Below are 22868 nucleotides of genomic sequence, written 5' to 3' on the forward strand. Positions count from 1 at the left end.
AGCCATGCGTGCTTTCATATCCTCTTTAGCTTTGGTACCACTGGTTTTGCAGGCGCAGATTCCGGGGCTAGAGCCTGAAAAACAGTGGGAGTTATCCGGTTATATCAACTATATGCTGACGGGTACCCTTGTGGATGATGGGGAGGACTTCTTTGATAACCAAGTACATAATCGACTCGATTTTGAATATCGTTTTAACAGCAACTTGCGCTTCAATACTGGTGTTCGAAATCGCTTGTTCTGGGGAGACTCAGCAAAGAATGAATTATATAGAGAAGTGATTGGGGTCGACCCAGGGTATCTCGACCTCACCTTTAATTGGGGGGAGGGTAGCGACTTTTTTGCCAACACTCAATTTGACCGACTCTATTTGGATTGGCATGGCGAACATTATCAAGCACGAGCGGGGCGATTTCGCATTAATTGGGGGATGAACACGATTTGGAATCCCAACGATATCTTTAATTCATACTCTATATACGATGTGGATTACCCAGAACGACCGGGTACAGATGCCCTCTATCTAACAAGAAAGCTAGGTTATGCCAGTGAGTTAAACCTTGCATTTAGCCCTTCACAAGACAGCGAGTTAAACAGTTATTCTGCACGCTATTTGTTTAATGTGGCGAACTGGGATGCCCAATTCATTATCGGGAAATCTAACCTTGACTTTGTGATAGGCGGAGGACTGGCGACTGACCTTGCTGGTGCTTCGTTAAAGGTAGAAAGTACTTTGTTTAGCCCGACTAAGGATGACTGGCAAACCGCGGAGGGCAATGTTCAGGAGTTAAACACATCTGTGGTTTCTAGTTTTGAGCTTGGATATAGCTTTTCTGGAACAAGAAACTGGATGAGCACAGTAGCGCTGCTACATATCACTGAGCCTCAAGAAGTGCAAAACGCTATCGCTTATCTTAATCTGCCGTTAACCGCACGAACGTTGAGCTTTACCGAGTTTACCGCTTATGCAGACCTAGGGTTTGATATTACGCCTTTGAATCGTATCGTGTTCTCGGGTTCTTACTACAATGATGACTCTTTTTATCTTGGCGTCTCTAGCACTTATTCGCTGTCAAATGATTGGCAGTTAGTCATGTTAGCGCAACGTTTTGACGGTGCCAGTGATAGCTTATTTGGCCAAACGCCGAATACCCTGATCTTTGTTAATCTAGGGTGGAACTTTTAACTTGCAATTAGTGTGTCTACCCTTTAGGGTCGTCACCCTTGAAATAGCGCTACTTACCTAATCCATATAAGGAATCTCCTTTGAGCGACAATAAATTTTCTAAGTTACCTTTATCTAAGTCTTTACTCGATAATTTGGCGTCGATGGAGTATTCCGAGATGACTCCGATACAGGCACAAAGCTTGCCGTTGATGCTAGATGGCAAAGATGTCATTGGCCAGGGTAAAACTGGATCAGGTAAAACAGCGGCATTTGGTCTAAGTCTTTTGACCAATCTTAATGTGAAGCGATTTCGCGTGCAGTCACTGGTATTGTGCCCAACTCGTGAGTTGGCTGACCAAGTGGCAAAAGAGATCCGCAAGCTGGCTCGTACCATCCACAATATCAAAGTGCTTACTTTATGTGGCGGCATGCCTATGGGGCCTCAAATTGGTTCTTTGGAGCACGGAGCCCACATTTTAGTAGGTACACCTGGTCGTATTCTTGATCACTTGGAAAGAGGTCGTATTAATCTTGCTGAGTTGAATACTTTGGTATTGGATGAAGCGGACAGAATGCTAGACATGGGCTTTCAAGATGCATTAGATGCGATTGTTGCTGAAGCGCCGACACAACGCCAAACCTTGCTATTTAGTGCCACGTTCCCTGAAAAAATTCAGCAGGTTGCGGCTCGCATTATGAAGCAGCCACAATTGGTCAAGGTTGAGTCGACCCATGAACAAAGTACGATTTCTCAACACTTCTACAAAGTAGACAGTAATGAGCAGCGTATGCAGGCACTAGAAACATTGTTGCTGACACATCAGCCAGAATCGGCAGTGATCTTCTGTAATACCAAGCGAGAAGTTCAAGAAGTCGCGGATGATCTTCACTATAAGGGCTTTAGTGTTATTGACCTTCACGGTGATCTTGAGCAACGTGAGCGTAATCAAACACTAGTGCAGTTCTCTAATAAGAGTATCTCGATCTTGGTTGCTACTGATGTAGCAGCACGTGGTCTAGATGTTGAAAACCTAGATGCCGTGATTAACTACGAGTTGTCTCGTGATCCAGAAGTACATGTTCACCGCATTGGCCGTACTGGCCGAGCTGGCAGCAAGGGTGTTGCATGTAGCTTGTACAATGACAAAGAACATCATCGCGTTGCGATGATTGATGAGTACATGGACATCGCAATAGAACCAGAAACACTGCCTCAGACTTCTAACAACAAACCACTTCAGCCATCAATGGTGACCATCGAGATTTCAGGTGGTAAAAAGCAGAAGGTAAGGGCAGGGGACATTCTTGGTGCCTTGACCGGACAAAACGGTATTGATGGTAAAAAAGTAGGTAAGATCAACCTATTTGACATGCGAGCTTATGTTGCGGTTGATAAATCAGTGGCTAAGGTCGCTCATAAGAAGCTAGAGAATGGTAAAATGAAAGGTCGTAAATTTAGAGCTCGAATCCTTTCTTAATCATATTGTTACCCCCTATTGGTTTGTGAAGAGCCAATAGGGGCACTTCCTTTCCAAGAAAAGCAACCCGTTGCTTTTAGAACTCACCAAACTCCCTCTTATTCCTCAGGTTTAACAGATTACGAATAATGCTATCAAAACCCTTTAAACCTATATGCGTACCAAGTACTTACAATGGAATTGGAACTGTTTGGACTACATAAAGGCACCTCGGCGATGCATAAGCAATTCAATGAATGTTTCTGTACATAAATCCGACATTGTTAATAGATGCATACTATTGTCTAAATTTTTACCGAATATTGTACTAAAAGTGCTAATGGTATGATTTTATTAATATATTATTACCTTTTTTTATAGGGTTAAGCGTTCTGTAAACTGTTTTTTAATAAAAATTTAAGATAGATTCCGTATCGTTATATTCATGGAATCTATTAAAGGCTATATCAATGCTGCATCGTTGTAAGAACTGCGACACCCAACTCCCATACTTCAGAGAAAAACGGAGCTTTCTAGAGAAGTATTTTCTAAAGAGAAATAAGCGTAAGTACATTTGCTGTGAATGCGGCGAAACTAACTTCTTAATGTAGAGTTGCAGCAAAATCTTCACTTATTATTCGAATGTGTTCAAAAGTAGATGGTTATGTTTTCTAGATGATAGAAAGATGACTTTTGGCTAGCTTAACTTAAAGTCTATGGCTGGGCTTCATTTCAACAGATCAATTTAGACTATCAAGTGCGGTAATTTGATTTCGCTAATTGATATTGAGTTGGATGATATCCATATAGAGAATAACTGGTATTTGGTAGAGTCATTTCAGTGTGTTGCTTGTTTAGGTTAATTTACTAGAGTCTAGGGCTTTCTCTTCGAAAGACCTCGACCATTAAAACCCTACATCAACACTAGCATGGATGCTTTTATAAGGAGCACTTATGCCTGCAACCAATGGCTTTACTAATAAGATTGAAACCGATGAAATGAGTACCCCTCAAGAGGTAACTAGTATCAATGGTGCGCAATCAGAGCCAAAGCAATTGTTAAAGCTGTTACCCTACCGAAAGACCCCAGATTATTGTCGAGGATTATTTGCTCGCAAAGGAGCGGTGTATAAATTCCTATCGACCACAGGTAATCAATATGTTCCTGGAAAGGTGACGGTTAAGTGCGCTATTAATGATGCACCAATTGACCTACCCGATAGTGAAATTACTCAGTTGAGAACACTGTTGAAGCAGTAAAAAATTTAGAGCAGGGATGTCAATGACATCCCTGCTCTATGGTATTGAATCTTTAATCGCCGCCGTTATTTATTGCAGTAAAAAAGGAAATAGCTTCGCTTTTTCTTCCTGTGTTAAAGCTTCCACTCTAGCGATGTTGGTATCGGGAATGGCTTCCGGATTTGGATAGTGCTTTAGCACTCTTTCCATGGATTCTTCTCGAATTAAGTGGATAGTTGGATAAGGCGAGCGGTTGGTGAGGTTTTCTGCATCTTCTGGCTCAGTACCACCAAAACAGTAATCAGGATGAAAACTCGCTACTTGATAAATCCCTTCGTAATCTTCTTGCTTCAATAAAGCATCAACCCAATCTAAGAAGAAGTTATAGTCCATAAAATCCTCAAGCATGTGTGGTGCAACCACCAATGTGGTTTCAAGCTCTTTAGGGTCTTTGCTGTCCAATTCTCGCAATTCTAATAAGATAAACTCCAACAGTGCCTCTTCTGATGTGGCTTCTGTCACCGCTATCTTTATTTGCTTGTTTTTATTTGGCTTATGAGCAAAAGGGCACAGGTTCAGGCCGATCACGACTTGCTCAAGCCAATCCTGCGTTACTTTCTCAACCTGCTGTATATTCATTCTCATATTATTTAATGTTGAACCCTTGCTTCTGCAAAAAGTCATGCATAAATGGGCGCGCTTCTTTACTGAGTGTTTGGGTGATCTGTGTTGACCAAGAGCCTGACTTCTTGTTGTCTGTGCGAGTCGCGTAATAGTCTTCAATTTGCACATCATACTGCGCCAACTCATCCATGCTTATAGGATTGTATTGCTCTTGATGTACGACGATTGACTTAGGTAAGCGCGGTTTGGTTTCTGGGTTTTGATTTGGGTAGCCTAAGCAAAGCCCAAATAACGGTATGACGTGTTTGGGAAGCGATAGAAGATCCGCTACCTTTTGAGGGTTGTTTCGCAGACCACCAATATAAACCCCACCAAGACCAAGTGATTCTGCCGCCGTTAAGCAGTTTTGAGCCACCATCGCAGCGTCAATCGAACCAATCAATGTCTGTTCGGTAAACCCTAACTGGGCTTCAGGATGAATTTGTTGGTGGCGATTGTAATCTGCACAAAAAACTAAAAACTCAGCACAGCTCTGCACATAGGATTGTCCTCCGGCATACTCTGCGAGCATTGCTCTATTTTCTGCGGTAGAAACGCGTACAACGGAAACACATTGAATAAAGCTAGAGCTGGATGCTGCTAGGCCGCAGTCCAGAATAGTATTAAGTAGATCAGAGTCTATTGTCTGTTCGGTAAATGAACGGATAGAGCGGTGGCTGAGTAGGGTTTTGATGGTGCTATTCATCTTGCTTTCCATGCGAAATTATTAGATTTCAGAGTAACAATAATGAGTAGTAGAGAAAAGTAACTTATTGGGGAGTGGGAGGCAGAGTTGTAAGAGAATAAAAAGAAGCCCCACACAGCAAGCTGGTGGGGCAAATTTTATAACGCAGCAATCCCGCTACAAACACATTCCCTAATACTATCCTTGCTCAGGCTAAATCCGTTAACCCAATCCTTTTGCATCGTCGTCCTGACGGTGTCCTTAAACTCAACGTCCAATGTTGAATCTTGCGCCTATCCTAAGGCTCCACTTCCATGTTGACTACTTCCTAGTAATCGACTCTTCATCCTGAAGATACTCAATCCTTTGAGTTTTCCATTCCTGCCAACTCCCTGTCGACAAGAAACATATTACTGTACTGGTGATTCTTATCAACGGTGTAGGAATATATACGATAAGAAATAACTGTACGATCATTAATCAAATCAATTTAAGTTCTTTAAATACAACAGGTTAACCTAGTTGGTGGAAAGGCGTCTGTATCAAAAAACACTTTATTCCCACACTGCTGTGAGAGATCTCTTACAGAGCATATAGTTAATAGGGATCATCTCTATTTTTACAGTAAATAGATTGATAATGCAGGCTTTATTGTCCATGTCTTGTATCCATATCTTTTCTATATGGTTACACTAATTTTAATAAAAACTACCTTTAATGATCACTCAAGGGAATGAAAACACTTATGCATCCACAACAGTATCTAGACTCGTTGAATAAAGAGTATTTGTCGGTTCACCGTCAAAAAGAGGATCTATTTTGGGAAACCTATATGGGCATCTCGAACGATCAAGCAGGTTCGGCTCAAGCAGAAACTCACTGGAACCAGTTTTTAAGCAATGCAGACAGACTCTCAGAAATAGAACTGCAGCTAGAGAAACTTAAATCGGCGCCGTCAAACAACGAGTTGGATACGGTTAAGTCTGGGCTTGAAGGTTGGCTTGCCACGTTTAAAGCGCACGCTTTACCTACTCAAGAAGCACGGGAGTTGAAGGCGGATTTGATTCAGTTTGAGTCTGAGCTATTTGAAAAGAAGCAGCAGTACACTCAGATTTTTGTTGATGCACAAGGCAAGGAGCAAGAAGGTTCGCTTCCTGTGTTGGCTGCTAATATCCGTACCAGCGATAATGAGTCCGTCAGGAAGTCTTCTCATCAGGCGATGTTAGATCTTGAGCAATGGCTGTTGGTGAATGGGCTATTAGACCTGGTTAAGCTGCGCAATCAGTTTGCTCGCTCACTGGGCTATGACAATTTCTTTGATTATTCGATTGTGAAGACAGAGCAAATGACCACAGCCGAATTGTTCACCATACTGGACGATTTTGAGCAGCGAACTCGAGAAAGTAACTTGAATAGCCTTAACAAATTGGCCAATGACAAGGGGCAACAAGCGCTTGAAGGGCACAATTTTGTGTTCTCTTTTTCTGGAGACGCAATGCGCGACCTAGATCCGTATGTGCCATTTTCACAATCGTTGCGCCGATGGATTGAATCTTTTGGTCGATTAAACATTAACTATTCAAATGCGGAGTTGACGCTCGATTTACTCGATCGCAAAGGTAAGTACCCGAATGGATTTTGCCACGGGCCTATTCCCTCGTTTTACGATAACTCACAATGGGTGCCCGCCAAGGTTAACTTTACGAGTAACGCCAAACCCGATCAGGTAGGTAGTGGCTACGATGGCATCAATACCTTATTTCATGAAGGAGGACACGCGGCTCACTTTGCCAATGTGAAGATGAATGCGCCATGCTTTTCTCAAGAATTCGCGCCCACTTCCATGGCCTATGCAGAAACACAATCCATGTTCTGTGACAGCCTGTTAGAAGATGGCGACTGGCTCAAGTTATATGCACTGGATGAAAATGGAGTAGCTATTCCCGATTCAGTAATAAAAGCGATGATTGAGAGTAAACAGCCTTTCAAAGCCTATACCGAGCGCAGTATTCTAGTGGTGCCATATTTTGAGCGCGCCTTATACCAATTAGCAGACGAAGAACTGACGCCTAAAAATGTCACTCGATTGGCGCGCGAAATGGAGAAAACCATTCTAGGTCTTGAATGCAGTCCTAGACCGCTAATGGCAATCCCTCACTTAATATCAGATGAGTCAGCTTGCGCTTATCAAGGCTACCTGTTGGCACATATGGCGGTGTATCAAACGAGAGCCTACTTCCTTAATAAGTTTGGTTATCTAACGGATAACCCTGAGATAGGCCCTTTGCTAGAAGAGCACTACTGGCATCAAGGTAATGCAGTTAACCATAACCAAACCATCGTTCAGTTAACGGGTGAAGGGTTTAATGCTAAATACCTTGCTGATGAATGTAACTTAACCTCCGAACAAGCATGGCAGATAGAGCAAGATAAAATCTCTACGCTTGCAAACAGGCCTCGAGCTTGCGTTCATTCTCTCAATGCGAAAATTAGCATTGTTGATGGCGATAAAGAACTTGCCAACAACGAGTTAAGTGATGAGCAGATGTGTCATGATTTTGAGCAGTATATTGTTGAAAACTATGGGCGTTAATGGATAGCCAGGCATCCCTGCGTAGTAGTGGTTCTTGCACATGAGTGAGTCATATATCGATATCTCAATCCCGAGCTAATGCTTCTGTTTATCTATACTTGTCAGTATTAGGGTAAACAGGAGTCTCTCATGAGCCAAGTTTTTCGAATACACTGGCTATCATCGCTTTTGATAGCGATTGCTATGGCTTTTAAGGTAACGGCCTTTGGCGCATTAGCAAATGACGAGAGAACATTAAACTGTAAGCTTAATTCGACCCCAGACTACTTCATTTACTACTCAAGTCAGTTGGTGTTCGTCAGCGACGAGTTTGCGTTGCTGCAGAACTTTCAGGGTAGGGTCAGTACTCATATTAAACTGTCGACGGGGAAAATGATCCGCACAACCTTTATAGGTCAACCCTTTGAAGCTCATACACAAACGTTACAGGGGGAGTGCTTTGGGGCTAAAGAGGTAATAGCGAGTTGGCTTGAAACTAATGAGTAGAACGACACTAACGGAAAAGTAAAAAAGCCCAGATTCGCTAGCAGATCTGGGCTTTTATTATTTTAAGGAGTTTACGCAGACGCTAATACTTGTTGGTCTCGTTTTTTCAAGAACGCATAGCTAAATCCAGTCACTGCTGTACCTGCAGCAATCGCAACCAAATACATCAATACAGGTGAGATGGCATTAGGGATAAGCAGAACAAACAATCCGCCGTGAGGAGCTAAGAGCTCGGCACCGAACAGCATAGAGAGCGCACCCGTTAAAGCGCCACCCGCCATACAAGAAGGGATCACGCGCATAGGATCTTTGGCTGCAAATGGAATTGCACCTTCAGATATAAAGCACAGGCCTAGTACGAATGACGCTTTACCTGCTTCACGAGCACTAGCTTCAAATTTGCTCTTAGCTAGAAAGGTTGCCAGCCCCATTCCTAATGCAGGTACCATGCCTGCCGCCATGATAGCTGCCATTGGCGCGTACTGTTGTGAGGCGAGTAAGCCAACACCAAATGCATAAGCGGCTTTGTTGACTGGGCCTCCAAGATCGAAGCACATCATTGCGCCTAGCAGAATACCGAGCATGACTGCGTTACCAGCTCCCATGGTATTAAGGAAGTTTTCAAGACCGCTCATAGTGGCTGCAACTGGACTACCGACCACATAGATCATGACCAAGCCAGTAAATAGAGTAGCAACAAAGGGAATGATCAAGATCGGTTTAAGTGCTTCCATAGATTGCGGTAATGACAGCTTATCGGCAATAAACTTGGCACTGTAACCCGCTATAAAACCAGCAGCGATACCACCAAGGAAGCCGGCACCAAGGGTGCTTGCTAACATACCGCCAACAAGACCCGGAGCCAGCCCTGGGCGATCGGCAATTGAGAAGGCGATATAGCCAGCAAGAACCGGGATCATCAGAGCAAACGCAGAGCCGCCGCCGATACTCATTAATGCCGCTGCTAATGTTCCTTCTTGTTTAAATGCCTCGATGCCAAACACGAAACTCAGCGCTATGATCAAACCACCTGCAACCACTACCGGTAGCATGTGCGATACGCCTGTCATAAGGTGCTGATATACACCTTTGCTTTCTGTCGACACTTCGGATGATGCGCTGCTTGTGGCTTGATAAGGTGTTGCTTCTAAGAGGGCTTTATCTATTTCTTGCTTGGTTTTCTTAAGTGCAGGGCCTGTCTTGGTGCGGTATAGCAATTTACCGTTAAAGCGATCCAGTGGCACATCAATATCAGCGGCAATGATCACTAGATCAGCTTGCTCAATGTCTTGTTCTGTTAGCTGATTCTTAGCACCAACTGAACCTCGGGTTTCGACCTTGATCTGATGGCCTTGACGAGTGGCTTCTTCTTCTAGGGCTTCCGCTGCCATAAAGGTATGAGCGACACCTGTAGGGCAGGCGGTAATTGCGACAATCTTCTTGCTATCAGAAGATGGTTCACTGGCATTGAATACGGCGTCGTGGGTCAGTGTTACTGCTTCTATTTGCGCATTTTCGATAAATGCGTTGGCATTTTTTATCGCATCTTTGATGCGACCTTGGCAGACCTTTTTGTCCGTGAAGCGTGACGTATCAATTGATGTATCTGAAGCGATAATGACAAGCTCTGCAGAATCAATATCGTGCTGATCAAGCACATAGCCTTCAATAACTTTTGATTGGCACTCTATTTTTGCATCAAGATTAAGTTCTTTTGCTGCTTTGTCTAAAAGTCCTGCAGCAATGATGCTGTTCGCGACACCACTAGGGCAGGCTGTGATAATGGCAATGTTCATAGGGCAGTCCTTTATTTCGACATAATTGTAGGTTGTACTTCGACCTGGCTAATGGTCTGTTCAAGAAGTGCTTGGCTTGGAACGCCAACACCGACTTGCGATACTGCTAACGCAGATAAGGCGGTAGAGAAGCGCAGCAATTTATCTTTATCCATACCTTGCATATGACCCCAGCAGAGGCCAGCAACTAAGGTGTCACCCGCACCTACAGTGCTAACCACTTTCATTGTTGGTGGCTTTGCGAATAACCACTGGCCTTTGTTCAGCCACATCACACCTTGTTCGCCCATAGAGACGACAATGTTCTCTATGCTTTTATTAGCCAGCTCATGTGCTGCTTGTTGGCATTCATTCGCGTTATTTAGTGGTCTTCCAACAAACTCCGCTAATTCTTCATCGTTTGGCTTGATCAGCCAAGGCTGTGCTTCGAGCCCAGCCGCCAAGGCTGCACGACTGCTATCGAATAACACTTTCTTGTCTAAAGCGTGAAGCTTCTTAATCCAAGTTGCGCATAGCTGAGGGCTGACACCTTGAGGTAAGCTACCTGCTATCACAAAGTAATCGTGGTGCTTGGCTAGCTCAAATAGAGTCCCTTCAAAGCGCTCTATATCGTTTTGCGTAACTTGAACGCCTGGGAAGTTGATATCACTTACTTTGCCATTACCCTCAACGAGTTTAACGTTGATGCGGGTTGCGCCTTCTACTTCTACAAAGGCATTGTGGGCATCGATGTCATCGAAAAGCTGGCTGAAAAGTTCTGGGTTATCTTTTCCAAGAAAGCCGGTAACGGTAACTTCTGCGCCAAGTTCACTCAGCACTTTTGCTACGTTTACGCCCTTACCTGCGGCATGTAGTGAGCCTGATTTTACTAGGCTTACCGAGCCTTGATTTAGGCTATCTAAGCTTCCCGTGAGATCCAATGCAGGGTTGAGAGTTATGGTTACTACTTTTTTAGTCGTCATGCTGTCTCCTTACCCTTCACCAAGGCCAGATTCAATCGCTTTACCTATGCCAGCAAGGGCTTCTTTGGCATCGCTGCCTTCTGCACTAAACTGCAATTGATGTCCATGTTTAACGCCCATAGCAATCACTTTCATTAGGCTTTTTGCGTTAACTGGTTTTGCTTCACCGTCTAGATTGAAAACCGTGATCTTTGAGTCAAATTTCTTGGCTTCGGCCACTAACATTGCCCCTGGGCGAGCATGTAAACCATGAGCGTTTTTGATAGTGAACACGGCGCTATTGTCAGAAGCCTCCACCGGCGAAGAAACGAGTGACTCTTCTCCAGTAAACAAAGCAATCAAGCTTTCTTGGTTTGATTGTAAAAGCTTATTTTGTTCACCAGATGAGACAGTGTCGGTGAGGATGTTAAGCATGGATTGATGCAGATTACTGTTGGCAGAAAAGGCAACTAATCCTTTTACCGTTTCACCTTCAAACTCACACTGATTTGATGTGGTGACAAACGACATCGCTGTGCGTTTAGCACCTGTATCACTTGCTACTAACCATAAGCCTTGACCTAGGTGGGTAGGGGATTTGGTAACCAGATCGGCGACAAATTGGTTTTCAACACATCCGGTGTTTTTTAGTAAGCCACCTGCCACTGCTGTCATTTGTAGCATGTCACTTGCAGGAAAATTCAACTGAATTAGCGAGGCATCGAAATCTGCTTTTAACTGAGCTTCACCGTTCAGCAGGGAAACGATTTGCTGAGCGCTGTGAGCCTGCTTAAGCTTGTCTTCAACACTGTCAGCAGAGAGAACCTTAGTTAATTGTTTAAGAATACCAAGGTGTTCGTCAGATTTAGCTGCGATGCCAATGGCTAAGTAAACCGTGTTGCCGTCACCCCAATCAACCCCTTCAGGGAAATGATGCACAGCGACACCGGTATTGTTGACCAGTGAACGAGTATCAACAGTGCCGTGGGGAATAGCGATGCCATTGCCTAAAAATGTAGAGTTTTGGGATTCACGGTTAAGCATTCCTTGTACATACCCTGACTCGACAAGGTTTTTACTTGTTAGGCTTTTAGCAATGTCTTGAATAGCTACCGCTTTATCCGCTGCACTTTGCTGTAACCTAATATCGTCTTCATTTATTGTGAGCATATCCGCCTCAGTTCTTTAAAATCGCACTGCTTAAGCTGTGCTTTATATTAATGCTAAATCGGTTCAGCAAATCAGCAAATAAAAATTTCAATCGATTGTGTATCCGATGAAATTCTCGTGTTTAGCTCTATACATCTGCGCAAATACTTTAAAATAGTGATAGTCATCAGCAATTTTAATTATGCTTAACCGTTTCAGCTTTTATAGTTAACCGATTCAGCTTATCATTCAATAAAAAGTAAGCTTTGATCTGGATAACTATGATCAACCGCACAAATCATTAGGATCATGAATGACTTTAGAAGAGATAGCTAAACTGGCTGGAGTATCAAAAACGACAGCTAGCTATGTGATAAATGGTAAGGCAAAAAAGTATCGCATTAGTGAGAAAACGCAGCAGAAAGTAATGGCTGTGGTTGACGAACATAAGTTCCGTCCGGATCTCGCTGCTTCTTCGTTGAGAGCTGGTAGTAGTCGCTCTTTTGGCTTGATCATCCCTGATTTGGAGAACACAAGTTATGCAAGGCTCGCCAAATTGCTAGAACAGAACTCAAGGCAAGCGGGTTATCAGATATTGATAGGATGCTCTGATGACGAACCTGAAACAGAGCAGGCGCTTGCCCAAGCGCTGGTGAGTCGCAGAATCGATGCCTTATTTGTGGCGACTTCAATGGCGGATGCCAATGAGTATTATCAAGTATTGCTGCAAAAAGGGACGCCGGTGATTGCCCTCGATAGACCTATGGATGACGAAATATTTAGTTGTGTGGTCAGTGAAGACTTTGAGGCTGCATTGCAATTGACACATTCGATTCTCGATAGCAATGTGAAGAGTGTAGGGCTTATTGGTGCTTTGCCGAATCTGCCAATCTCTCGAGATCGCCAGCTTGGTTTAGAGGCTGCCATTAAAGGGCTGAATATTGAATTGATGCTAAATTATGGCGAACATTTCTCAGCAGACGAAGGTAGACGTCTTATTCAAGAATGGGTCGACAATGATTGTATGCCTGATGCGATTGTATGCACTTCATATACATTGCTAGAGGGTGTTCTAGATGTTGTGCTACCCAGCCATGATCTCGTTGAAAGTTTGCAGGTCGCGACATTTGGTGATAATCGCTTGTTGGATTTTATTCCATTGAAGGTGAACGCAATGGCGCAGCGTTTTGAAGAGATTGCCGATAGTGCACTTGCTCTGGCGCTCAATGCTAGCGCCAAACGCTATGAACCCGGTGTTGAATTTGTAGAAAGGGCGCTTAAGGTTAGAAATAAGCGCCCTTGAGCATAGCTAATGTTTTTGCCTAAGCAAACGCTTTGTCACGCAGAGTGTTTAAAATGAGCTGCTTAAGCCATTGATGTGCCGGGCTGTTTAGTGTTCGTTTATGCTCAATGAGATACACATTGATATTCATCTTTGGCTCATTCTGCAATTCGAATATTGGAGTGAGGCGGTGCTTAAAATCATCCACTTTTCTTAGCGTATGTGTTGAGATGAGCATCTTATTAGAGTCTTGCATCGCATCCACTAAGGTATTTAACTGTCCGCTCTTAAAAACAATATCACGCTTTACGCCTTTGCTTTCTAAGTAACTATCAATAGGGTTGTGAATATCCGATACGGAGCGCAAGTCCAAGTTCAGATCAACAAACTGATATTGTAAACAATCTTCTAGAGAAACCTTCTCTTGATTGGACAGTGGATGTCCAGCCATTCCATAAAATACCGGGTAAGTTTGACCGATGAGCTCACTCGGGAACTCTAAATCGTTTCTTGGTTTCTCTATATGTATCGAGAAATCTACGGCGCGATCTTTAAGCAGTGTTGTCGCATCCCAAGCCGCAGGGTATTCAACCAAACTGGCTTTAGGGGCGTTTTTCATCAGCTCTTTGATTAAGGGAACCGACAGCTGACGGCTCATTAGTGGTGGTAATGATATCCGAAAAGTTTGGTCGCAATTTTGCGGAGAAAATTGAGTACTATCAATCAGCTTATTGATGGATAGTAATATCTCACTCAATGGCTCTTTTAATGTCAGTGCTTTTTCAGTGGGTTGTAATCCAGCAGACTCTCTATAAAACAGAGGATCATCGAAAACGTCTCGTAGCCTTTTTAGTGTTCGGCTCATTGCAGGTTGAGAGAGGTAAAGTACCTCTGCGGCCCTAGAAACATTCTTTTCTTTCAATAAAACACTTAATGAAACCAGTAGGTTCAAGTCCAGTCGAGACAACTGCTGTTCGAGAGATTTCATGTTATACACTCAAGTTATATTGGTTTAAGAGTAAAAACTTTTAGACGAATATTACTATAGATGGAAATCTCACAAAAAGCAGTCTTGGTTCGAGTTTTTGTAGCTAAAATCTTAAATTAATCATTAAGTTAGTTTTTCTTCTAGCATTGCACGGATCAAGCGCTCTTTGCTTTCACAGGGCAGGCGGCTAAAAAGTCTTTCTAGTGAATAGATGGGTAGAGTAAGTAGGGTTTGTATATCTTGAGGGTTAGGAGCTTTGATGAAGTACAAGTTTGTTACCTTCTGTTAGTCGTTGCTCCGTCCGTGGTGTTGTTTTAGTCCGTCGTTTTACCATTATTAGAGTGGCTATTTAAGCCACTCTTTCGATGTATGATTAAAAGGTGTAGCCGAGTCCAACAAAGTGAACCTTACCGGTAAAGTGACCGTTAAGGTCTTTAACTAAACCAGATTGAGCTACATCCATGTCTCCAAAGTCTGCGAATTCGTAGTAAATATCTAGAGTGTTTTCATTCCACGTTTTCGAAACGCCCAATGAGTACCTATGCTGTTCACCAACGGGTAGGTCAGGTGATTGATTGGCTTTATGATCAAGTGGAGAGGTTTCATAAGAGTAGCCCGCTTTTAGTGCCCAGTTGTTACGTAGCTTATACTCACCACCGAAACCAAAGTGCCAGACATCCTCGAACTCTCTATTGATCAGATAAGGAAGGTCACTGTTTGGGTAATCTAGTTCAACAAGTGTTTTTTGCCATTTGCTCCAATCATGCCACTGAATAGAGGTCATAAGTGTCACGTTATTGTTAACTTTATAACTAGCACTGATGTCCACTGTTGCGGGAGTCACGAGAGGCGCACCATATTGGCCGCTAGCAAGTAGTTGATCATTATCCGTGTAGAGATTAGAAGTGCCAGAAAAATCATGCTCCAGTTGAGAGCGATAGGAGATGCCAACTTTAGTTTGTTCAGAAACATCAAACATAAGTCCTAGATTGTAGCCAAATGCCAGGCTATCTTCGGTTTCTAGTTCTATGTTGTTGGTATTGGCATTAATCAATGCGTAGTCAACTTGCAGTCCAGCTGCAACAGATACATTGTCATCAATGCGATATGCCACAGATGGATTAAATTGGTAGGTCACAAGAGCAACATCGGTTAATTGGTTTGCACCTTCCCACTCATACCCATAGTCTAACGCTGCCCCTCCGCGAGATGAGAAGGCGATACCGTAGGACCATTGATCGTTTATATGATGGTTGCTGAAATAGCTTATCAGGGGCATGGTTTTATTTGAATTAGCTCCAACGCCACCATTTGCGTCTGTGTATTCCATATCGAGATTCAACACGGTCGCATTGATCGTGTGACGCTCTTCGTCCATAAAACTCATTGTTGCTGGATTCGTCCAAATTGCAGCTGCATTACCAGTATAAACACCGTCACCAGCACCACCGGTACCCATATTAGCGTAGCTAGCTTCAGCCAAGAAAATCCCGCTGGCACTTACTGTTGTAGAGCAAAGCGCAAGACCGACAACGATAGAGACATGACTGCAACGAAAACGAGCAAACGACATAACACCAACCTTGAAATAATAAACTTCTTATAGGTTAAAGGGATAGTGTTATGTTTGATAATGACAAAAATTGATTTCAGATATTACTTAAATGGATTTTGATTCGTTAATGGAGTCTTGAATTAAGGTAATAAACTGATGATATCGGCTAGGTAAAGGCCTGTCTTTTTTTGATATCAGGTACAACTCATCTTCCACATTGGTATTGGGTTCATGAATGTAGAGGTCTGGATAGAAAGGGGACGAAAGGACGGCACTCAAGGGTAAAACGGTAAAGCCAATACCTTGTGCTACAGGATACAAGATTTGACTTAGCTGATTAATGTAGGTGATGCGCTTTAGCTCGCGAATTGAAATATCTGCGAACTCCTTGTTCCCACACTCTTCCAAATATTTTGCTAAATATTGCTGGCCGTCTGGATGATCAACCAGTCCAAGCTGTTCTAATACTTCGTTATTAATACGTGTCTGTGAATGCTTCTTCGGCAATACCAAACATAGGGATTCCGTCCCAATTTTAGTGACTTCAAATTCAGCTTGATTGGGAATTTGGGTGACTAAACCGAACAGAGAATGACCTTGCTGGACGTACTCACAAATCCGTTTGTTTGGAGCTGCCTCAAACTTTACTTTTAGGTTTTGATGCTCTGCCTGCAAAGCAATAAATTTAGGGAATAACCATTGCGCCAATGCTCCGGAGCAGGCGAGTTTTATGCTACCGCTGTAAGGATCGTCAGTTTGCAGGGTATTAAGTAAATTCTGCTGTTGTTCCATGAGATCGCATGCGTATCGATAAACGATATGGCCTTGCTCTGTAAGCTCAAAGCTTTTGCCTTTCTTAATGAGTAGTGGGGTATTACAAGCCTGCTCTAGTTTTTGTATATGTTGGGTGACCCCCGGCTGAGTCATGAAAAGAGCTTCCGCAGTGCGGGTGAAATGATTCACTTCGACTAAGGTTTTGAAGGTTTTAAGCCAAGTAGGGTTTAACATATTGTTATAAATATTCGTTATAGAGTTATTTATAAATCATAATTTTACATGCAGTTAATGCAAGTTAAACTTAGTGCTAGATGGGTAATTTAAAAGGAACTTTGAATGAAAGCACTCACATACAATGCCAGCTGTGACCAATTCATCATCAAGCAACTCTCTATGCCTCAGATAGAGACTGGTTGGGACGTTGTGGTGAAGGTCGATACGGTTGCTCTTAATCCTGTGGATGCCAAGGTGCATCTATGGAAAGGGATGGTAGAGAACATGGATGATAATTTTGTGGGTGGCCTTGATGTAGCCGGAGAGATAATTGAGGTTGGCGATAAAGTTATTGAGTGGAGTGTGGGCGACAGAGTGCTGTACCACGGTAACATGCGTCGCACTCAAGGTGGATTTGCTGAATACGCAGTACAAGACTCTCGCACCTTGATTGAACATCCTGATACTGATTCAGCTGTTGCGGCTGCGACACCTTGTGCGGGTTGGACTGCATGGTGTGCGCTGGTAGATAAGCTGGATATTGCCAAGCGAGACTCTATTTTCATTGCTGGTGGATCAGGTGGCGTAGGAAGTTTTGCGATCCAATTGGCGAAACATTATAAGGTGCCAAAGGTTATCACTACTTGCTCTGCTAAGAATCACGCATTTGTAGAAGCATTAGGTGCCACACATTGTATTGATTACCTTGAATCGGATGTTGTCGCTAGGGTAGATGAAATTATGCAGGGTAAAGGCGTCGAGGTCGCACTTGATTGTGTGGGCGGAGACAATGATATCTTGTGCAGTAAAGTATTAGGCTATCAAGGGCAGATGGTAGAACTGGTGCAGGTTGTTCGTCCTGAAGCATATGAAAACGCCTTTTTGCGAGGGTTGAGCTTTCACCAGCTGAGCCTTGGCTCTGGGCATGTCAATCATCGCCGAGGTCGTAACGCCATTGTCAGCGCGGGAAATGCGTTTAATCTGCTTTTAGATCAAGGGGAGATAACGATACCTCAGCTTCAGATAATATCGTTAGATGAAGCCGGTGATGCACTGACAAAAATCAGAGAGCAGAGAACGGTAGGCAAGGTAGTAGTAACGTTTTGAATTTCTCACATGTCCAAGAAACGAGCGTCATTCTGGAAGCTGAATAGCAGCTATCCAGAACCTTAGATACTGATCATCTACCCAATTACACCTTTTCGGCTTTCATCACCACTCTTCAAATTTCTGAGCGACCTAAGATGCCCGATAAAAGACCTCGAGCATGACGCTATTTTTGAGTGTTGATTGCTGATTGAGACCTATCAATTTTTGCAATGTTATTATCGTCATTCTGGAAGCTGCGAAGCAGCTATCCAGAACCTTAGATACTCATCATCTACCCATTAACACCTTTTCAGCTTTCATCACCACTCTTCAAATTTCTGAGCGACCTAAGATGCTCGATAAAAGACCTCGGCATGACGCTGTTTTTGAGTGTTGATTGCTGATTGAGACCTATAAATTTTTGCAATGTTATCTGCGCACAATAGATTAAATGGAGGTTTAGACGTCTAGACGTTGACAATGAAACGGTATACCACTAGTCTACGCGCTCTTTTGTTTTTGTGATCTTTGTAACATGTCAGACGCTACGACCTCTTCTTCTGTTTCGCCTTCTTTTAAGGCGTTATTACCCCTCTTTTTATTCCTAGCACTTTTCATCGGTACGGGTGTCTATATGACACTTCAAGAAGTGGAGATGGCGTTTTATCAACTGCCGGCGCCGGTAGCTGCTCTACCAGCGGTAGTGTTGGGTATTGTGCTAAGCAAAGATAAGCTGAATACCGCGATCGAACAGTTCCTGCGCGGTGTTGGGCATACAGACATTATTGCCATGTGTGTTATCTACTTGCTAGCAGGTGCTTTTGCCGCAGCAGCAAGTGCGACGGGTGGCGTAGAGGCGACGGTAAACCTGGGATTGGCGATGATCCCAACAGCGCTTATTTTACCTGGCATATTCATTATTTCTGCCTTTATTGCAACATCGATGGGAACATCGATGGGCACCATTGCCGCTGTTGCTCCAGTGGCACTTGGTATTGCGAATGCAGCTGATATGGATGTAGCACTGACTGCGGGCGTTGTGCTAAGCGGGGCGATGTTTGGTGACAACCTATCGATTATCTCTGATACCACCATTGCGGCTACACGCTCGCAAGGGTGTCAGATGCGTGACAAGTTTAAAGAAAACATCCGCATTGCGTTGCCTGCTGCGCTTTTTGCACTGGTGTTGTTTGGTATTAACAGTAAAGCTTCACAAGTGCCAAGTGTTGATGCGGTAGATTGGATTAAGGTGATCCCTTATCTGACTATCTTAGTATTGGCTGTATTGGGCGTGAATGTATTTGTGGTATTGAGTTTAGGCATAGTGCTAGCTGGTGCGATTGGTTTTGTATCTGCACCGGACTATACAGTGAGTGGCTTTGCCAATGATATCTACACTGGCTTTGGCAATATGCAGGAGATATTCCTATTGTCGATGCTGATTGGTGGAATCAGTGCGTTAATGAAGCAGCAAGGTGGCTTGGCTTATATTACAAACCGCGTGAGCCGAATGATTCGTGGTCATAAAAATAGTCAGCGTGGCGCGGAAATGGGAATAGCTTCTGTAGTGAGTTTAACCAATCTCTGCACAGCCAATAACACGGTATCCATTATCGTTGCGGGTGGCGTTGCTAAAGAGTTGGCTCAAGAGAACCAGGTACCCGCCAAGCGCAGCGCAAGTTTGTTAGATATCTATTCTTGTGTAATTCAGGGCGTGTTGCCTTACGGTGCTCAGGTTTTATTATTAGGCTCTATCTTCGGCTTATCGCCACTAGCGGTGGTGGCCAATTCATATTATTGTTTCTTCTTGGCTATTGCTGCGGCATTGACCATTATCATGGGTAAGCGCTAATCTAGAAATAGACAACAAGGAAGTCGACTAGCATTTTCATTGGAAATGATGAGGCGATGTTACGTAATTCAGTACGATGAGAGCCATGTAAACGGTGCTTCTTGTCGTAATCGAGCAATGGAGAAAGCAATGCCTCAATTAACAACTCTTGAAAAAACGCTGATAGTGAGCAGCACATTTGTCCTTATTGGTACGTTTTTTACTGAGCATATGATTGGTTTCTTCGACTTTATGATCGGAATGTTGTCTTTCTGAATCTCTTTAACCAATCTAGCTAGATCCAGGCAAGTTGGTACTCAAATTAGCGTCCATTATGGGCGCTTTTTTATAACTATTTATTAGGATTGTGACCTTATAAACCCTTTCAAATTTTACTTGCAAAGCAAACGTGGCATAACTCACAACATCGTATTTTCTTGCATTAAAACAACAACTTCTAAGATTTAAACGCGATAGACTTCGGTCACTCTCTGAATTTAATAAAGTTACTGAGGACCTTGAATGTCAACGATTAGCTTAGATGGTGTGTGGTCTCTTACTTCCCCTCAACGCCCAGAAATATCCATTCCAATTACCATACCGGGTGATAACTATCATGCATTGATGAGTGCAGGAATTATCGCGAATCCTTATGAAGGAACCAACGAAAAAGATGTGCAATGGGTTGCCGAGTGTGAGTGGATAATTGAACGTACCTTTGATATCTCAGCAGAGCAGTTGGCTAATCAGGCTTTAGATTTGCATTTGAGCAGAGTGGATACCTTAGCCTCCTTTTCAATCAATGAGGAGGTGGTATTTACTAGCAGCAATATGTTTCAGATCCATCGAATTGATCTAAAGCCCTACTTAAAGGAAGGCAAAAACCGAATACAGGTTACCTTTGCCAGAGTGGATGAAGAAGCGAAGCAAAGGGCAGGGCAACTTCCATTTCCTGTGCCATCCTCCATGGGCGCAAACAATCAACTTCCGCACATGAATTTGATCAGAAAAACTCAGTGTCATTCTGGTTGGGATTGGGGCATATGCCTAGTGGTATCGGGTATTTATGATGCCATGATGATCAAGCCCGTTAAATCAGTTCGTCTCGAGCAAGTTCAAGCGGAGCAAACCTGGTTCCCAGACGGCAGTGTAGAGGTGTTAGTTACTGTTGTTCACCAACCAATAGCTGGGGCAAAGATTAAGGTTCACTTTGGTTCTCAATGCACTGCATTAATATCTTCTTCAGCAGGAAAAACAACGGCTCGATTTCATGAGAAGTCGCCTAATTTATGGTGGCCTGTAGGCTATGGTGAGCAACCACTGTATTCGCTTGTGGTCAAAATGGATGAGCAGGAGATAACGAAAAAAATAGGACTTCGCCATCTAGAGTTGAATAATGCTCCAGATAGCGTTGGCTCTGCGATGGAGTTCAAAGTTAATGGGTTTCCTATTGTGGCTAAGGGCGCGAACTGGATTCCTGTTGATGCTATGCCCTCAAACCAAACCCTGCAACGCTACGAGAGTCTGCTTCGCAGTGCGGTTGATGCGAATATGAATATGATCCGAGTATGGGGTGGTGGCCAATATGAAGCAGATGAGTTTTATGAACTGTGTGATGAGTTAGGTCTATTGGTTTGGCAGGATATGATGTTTGCTTGCTCTTTGTATCCGTCAACACCTGAGTTCATTGCTGATGTTGAGGCTGAGATTCGAGATCAGATCCAACGACTTCGAGATCATGCGTGTATTGCACTGTGGTGCGGTGATAATGAAGTGATTGGTGCATTGAATTGGTACGAAGAATCAAGAAACAATAGAGACAAGTATGCGGTTAATTATGACCGTTTGAATCGCAGATTGAATGACATTATTTCACAGGAAGACCCATCAAGGTGTTTCTGGCCAAGTTCTCCCTGTAACGGAGGCTTAGATTTTGGTGATGCGTGGCATGAAGACAACCGAGGGGACATGCATTTTTGGGACGTATGGCACTCGGGTGGTTCTTTTGATGCTTACTTGGGGATAAAACCTCGGTTTTGCTCAGAGTTTGGGTTTCAATCATGGCCTTCGTTTGCAGAGGTTAAAACCTTTGTACCTGAGGATGACTGGAATGTCACCTCGCCAACGTTTGAAAGTCACCAAAAAAACAACAGTGGTAACAGTATTATCACTGAGATGTTTACTCGCTACTTTCGTTTTCCTAAAGGATTCGAACAGATGCTGTATCTAAGTCAGGTGCAGCAAGCTATTGCGATAAAAACGGGGTGTGAGTACTGGCGAGCACAAAGCCCCATTTGTCGCGGAATGCTGTACTGGCAACTCAATGATAATTGGCCAGTAAGTTCATGGTCGAGTATCGAGTACTCCGGGCGCTGGAAACAACTGCACTATCATGCCAAGCGTTTTTATTCTCCTGTGTATTGCCCGTTTGTAGAGACCGAAGATGCGATCACTTTGCATTTGAGTAATAACAGTCGTGAGAATAAACACGTAACCGGGCGCGTGATACGAATGGACTGGCAGGGACAAGTATTGGGTGAATGGCTGTTAAACGAAGAAGTGTTAGCGGATCAGAATTGTGTGGCGTGGCAATTGTCGAAAACCGAGTGGCAAAGTGAACACCACAACAGCTTTTTCCATGTGATAATAGAAGCGGGTGACGAAATGAATCAAAATACTTGGTTTACGTCACCTAAGTTTAAATCTCTTGATCTGCAACGAGCAAACGTAAGCTTCGAAATAGACGGAGAATCTATAGTGTTAACAACAGACAAACCGGCATTTTTTGTTCACCTAGAGCATGATGATGGTGGGCGATTCAGTGACTCCAGCTTTACCTTGCTTCCAGGTGAGGAAAAGTGCATTCACTATTTCGGTGAGGAAAATTTGATTGCGAAAAACTTGCGAGTGTATGACTTGTCAAACAGCTATTAATAAAAGGATTTGGTAGTGGAAC

At 43.4% G+C, this 22868-nt stretch carries 18 protein-coding genes; 9 read left to right on the plus strand and 9 right to left on the minus strand.

What is annotated here, in order from left to right:
* Positions 1-4: 4 nt before the first annotated feature.
* The 3 genes from OCU46_RS18700 (at position 5) to OCU46_RS18710 (ending at position 3885) form a co-directional block, all read left to right on the plus strand.
* Entirely contained in the window at positions 5-1186 is a 1182-nt protein-coding gene (locus OCU46_RS18700; protein ID WP_141271224.1) for a hypothetical protein, read from the plus strand.
* Between the two features lie 80 nt (positions 1187-1266).
* Positions 1267-2646 (plus strand): ATP-dependent RNA helicase DbpA, encoded by a 1380-nt coding sequence (gene dbpA / locus OCU46_RS18705; RefSeq protein WP_141271223.1) that lies wholly within the window; start codon positions 1267-1269, stop codon positions 2644-2646.
* 933 nt (positions 2647-3579) lie between these two features.
* Positions 3580-3885 (plus strand): hypothetical protein, encoded by a 306-nt coding sequence (locus OCU46_RS18710; RefSeq protein ID WP_141271222.1) that lies wholly within the window; start codon positions 3580-3582, stop codon positions 3883-3885.
* 69 nt (positions 3886-3954) lie between these two features.
* Here the strand turns inward: OCU46_RS18710 and OCU46_RS18715 are convergent, their stop codons facing one another.
* Both OCU46_RS18715 and nfsA read right to left on the minus strand, forming a co-directional pair.
* Positions 3955-4509: a DUF1415 domain-containing protein gene (locus tag OCU46_RS18715; RefSeq protein WP_141271221.1), complete on the minus strand. Its 555-nt coding sequence runs from the start codon at positions 4507-4509 to the stop codon at positions 3955-3957.
* 1 nt (position 4510) lies between these two features.
* Positions 4511-5233: an oxygen-insensitive NADPH nitroreductase gene (nfsA, locus tag OCU46_RS18720; protein ID WP_141271220.1), complete on the minus strand. Its 723-nt coding sequence runs from the start codon at positions 5231-5233 to the stop codon at positions 4511-4513.
* A gap of 724 nt (positions 5234-5957) precedes the next feature.
* Here nfsA and OCU46_RS18725 point away from each other — a divergent pair.
* Both OCU46_RS18725 and OCU46_RS18730 read left to right on the plus strand, forming a co-directional pair.
* Entirely contained in the window at positions 5958-7805 is a 1848-nt protein-coding gene (locus tag OCU46_RS18725) for a M3 family metallopeptidase (RefSeq protein WP_141271219.1), read from the plus strand.
* A gap of 129 nt (positions 7806-7934) precedes the next feature.
* Entirely contained in the window at positions 7935-8291 is a 357-nt protein-coding gene (locus tag OCU46_RS18730) for a hypothetical protein (protein WP_141271218.1), read from the plus strand.
* 71 nt (positions 8292-8362) lie between these two features.
* On the opposite strand, the gene fruA is transcribed toward OCU46_RS18730, so the two are convergent.
* From fruA to fruB, 3 genes are read right to left on the minus strand one after another with little or no spacing between them, the layout of a single operon-like run.
* Complete coding sequence (gene fruA, locus OCU46_RS18735; protein ID WP_141271217.1) at positions 8363-10087, minus strand: PTS fructose transporter subunit IIBC; 1725 nt, start codon at positions 10085-10087, stop codon at positions 8363-8365.
* Between the two features lie 11 nt (positions 10088-10098).
* Positions 10099-11049: a 1-phosphofructokinase gene (pfkB, locus tag OCU46_RS18740; RefSeq protein WP_141271216.1), complete on the minus strand. Its 951-nt coding sequence runs from the start codon at positions 11047-11049 to the stop codon at positions 10099-10101.
* Between the two features lie 9 nt (positions 11050-11058).
* Complete coding sequence (gene fruB, locus OCU46_RS18745) at positions 11059-12198, minus strand: fused PTS fructose transporter subunit IIA/HPr protein (protein WP_141271215.1); 1140 nt, start codon at positions 12196-12198, stop codon at positions 11059-11061.
* Between the two features lie 292 nt (positions 12199-12490).
* Here fruB and cra point away from each other — a divergent pair, with 292 nt between their 5' ends.
* The gene (cra, locus tag OCU46_RS18750) at positions 12491-13480 is read left to right on the plus strand and encodes a catabolite repressor/activator (protein WP_141271214.1); all 990 of its coding nucleotides are present in this window, start codon (positions 12491-12493) and stop codon (positions 13478-13480) included.
* 19 nt (positions 13481-13499) lie between these two features.
* Here cra and OCU46_RS18755 read toward each other — a convergent pair whose 3' ends face one another.
* From OCU46_RS18755 to OCU46_RS18765, 3 genes are all read right to left on the minus strand, one after another.
* Positions 13500-14447, minus strand: a complete 948-nt coding sequence (locus tag OCU46_RS18755) for a LysR family transcriptional regulator (RefSeq protein ID WP_141271213.1) — start codon at positions 14445-14447, stop codon at positions 13500-13502.
* 373 nt (positions 14448-14820) lie between these two features.
* Positions 14821-16020: an OmpP1/FadL family transporter gene (locus tag OCU46_RS18760; RefSeq protein ID WP_141271212.1), complete on the minus strand. Its 1200-nt coding sequence runs from the start codon at positions 16018-16020 to the stop codon at positions 14821-14823.
* 87 nt (positions 16021-16107) lie between these two features.
* Entirely contained in the window at positions 16108-17010 is a 903-nt protein-coding gene (locus OCU46_RS18765; RefSeq protein WP_141271211.1) for a LysR family transcriptional regulator, read from the minus strand.
* A gap of 105 nt (positions 17011-17115) precedes the next feature.
* On the opposite strand from OCU46_RS18765, the gene OCU46_RS18770 reads away from it, so the two are divergent.
* A complete protein-coding gene (locus OCU46_RS18770) occupies positions 17116-18099 on the plus strand; it encodes a zinc-binding dehydrogenase (protein WP_141271210.1) in 984 nt (327 codons plus the stop codon).
* 517 nt (positions 18100-18616) lie between these two features.
* Entirely contained in the window at positions 18617-19933 is a 1317-nt protein-coding gene (locus OCU46_RS18775) for a Na+/H+ antiporter NhaC family protein (protein ID WP_141271209.1), read from the plus strand.
* A 1-nt stretch (position 19934) separates the two neighbouring features.
* Here OCU46_RS18775 and OCU46_RS18780 read toward each other — a convergent pair whose 3' ends face one another.
* Complete coding sequence (locus OCU46_RS18780; RefSeq protein WP_167495361.1) at positions 19935-20111, minus strand: hypothetical protein; 177 nt, start codon at positions 20109-20111, stop codon at positions 19935-19937.
* 323 nt (positions 20112-20434) lie between these two features.
* On the opposite strand from OCU46_RS18780, the gene OCU46_RS18785 reads away from it, so the two are divergent.
* Entirely contained in the window at positions 20435-22846 is a 2412-nt protein-coding gene (locus OCU46_RS18785; protein ID WP_141271208.1) for a beta-mannosidase, read from the plus strand.
* The last annotated feature ends 22 nt before the right edge of the window (positions 22847-22868 follow it).

Origin of the sequence: Vibrio comitans (assembly GCA_024346835.1) — a bacterium.
Lineage (GTDB): Bacteria > Pseudomonadota > Gammaproteobacteria > Enterobacterales > Vibrionaceae > Vibrio > Vibrio comitans.